Genomic DNA, 968 nt, shown 5'->3' with positions numbered 1-968 from the left:
ATCACAGCATAATAAGGAGTCTTTAGATTTTTTTTAGATATCATTTCTCATTTTTTTCGCTTGCACCCAACGGTTTTAGCTAGGCTTTGTGCGGGGTTGAAAATCGACAAGATTTTCGAACACGTACTAAGCCGAAGCTTTTTGTTTGGTTTTGTTTCTTTTGTTTTCACAAAGCCAAATCAACAAGATTTGGCGACTTAGTAAATATACATAAAACTTTGAGAAAGCACTAAACCCGCATGAAGTTTAGCCGGTGTTAGCTTTAGTTTTTTTAATCTACAAAAGTTTCTTTCATTACTAACTTGAATTCTTTTATTTCAGGTTTAGACATTTTTCCTAAACGTTTTACAATTCTTGTTTTGTCTACAGTTCTGACTTGGTCAACAACAATCCACCCAATTTTATCATTGTGCTTGATTTCAATTCTTGTAGGATAATTTCTCGAACTTGTAGTCATTGGAGCAACAATAATTGTTCTCAAATATTTATTCATTTCGTTAGGAGAAATAATTACGCAAGGACGAGTTTTGTTGATTTCACTACCAACTGTCGGATTAAGGTTAATCAAGACAATATCGTATTGTTTTAATTCCATTCTTCAAATGTTTCGTCTTCAAAGACATCATTAAATAATAATTTATCATCTCCATTTTCAGCCATTTGCTTAAAAGATTCTTCCCATCCTTTTCTTGGAGTTGATAAAGGTTGAATAATGATTTTTCCTTTTTCAAGAATTAAATCTACTTTATCTTTGATATTGTATTTTTCAAGAATAGTTTTACTGAAACGTATTCCTTTTGAATTTCCTATTTGAATAACTGAAACTTCCATAACTTAATAATTTTCGTTATTACAAAGTTATTACTATTTTTTCAATTACACAATTAAAGCTAACGGGTTTGTATAAAAATCAGTTTGGGAGAAAAGGGCAGAGCCTTTTCGAGCGTGCTGATTTGACTTGGTTTAAA

At 30.9% G+C, this 968-nt stretch carries 2 protein-coding genes; both read right to left on the bottom strand.

Features of this window, described 5'->3' with window-relative positions; translation table 11 throughout:
- Positions 1–271: 271 nt before the first annotated feature.
- Positions 272–595, bottom strand: coding sequence for a type II toxin-antitoxin system PemK/MazF family toxin (locus Q4548_RS16640; protein ID WP_303457153.1), 324 nt, complete (start codon positions 593–595; stop codon positions 272–274).
- Entirely contained in the window at positions 586–831 is a 246-nt protein-coding gene (locus Q4548_RS16635; protein ID WP_139957797.1) for an AbrB/MazE/SpoVT family DNA-binding domain-containing protein, read from the bottom strand. Before Q4548_RS16635 ends, Q4548_RS16640 begins: the two co-directional genes overlap by 10 nt.
- Between the last annotated feature and the right edge of the window lie 137 nt (positions 832–968).

The sequence above is a fragment of the Wenyingzhuangia sp. 2_MG-2023 genome (genome assembly GCF_030548295.1).
GTDB lineage: Bacteria > Bacteroidota > Bacteroidia > Flavobacteriales > Flavobacteriaceae > Wenyingzhuangia.
The sequence above is the reverse complement of the archived record's forward strand: the minus strand, read 5'-3'. Positions and strand labels throughout refer to the sequence as shown.

Bases quoted from the DNA above. Each gene is read 5' to 3' on its own strand.
- Q4548_RS16640 (WP_303457153.1), bottom strand. From the start codon at position 595: ATGGAATTAAAACAATACGATATTGTCTTGATTAACCTTAATCCGACA.
- Q4548_RS16635 (WP_139957797.1), bottom strand. From the start codon at position 831: ATGGAAGTTTCAGTTATTCAAATAGGAAATTCAAAAGGAATACGTTTC.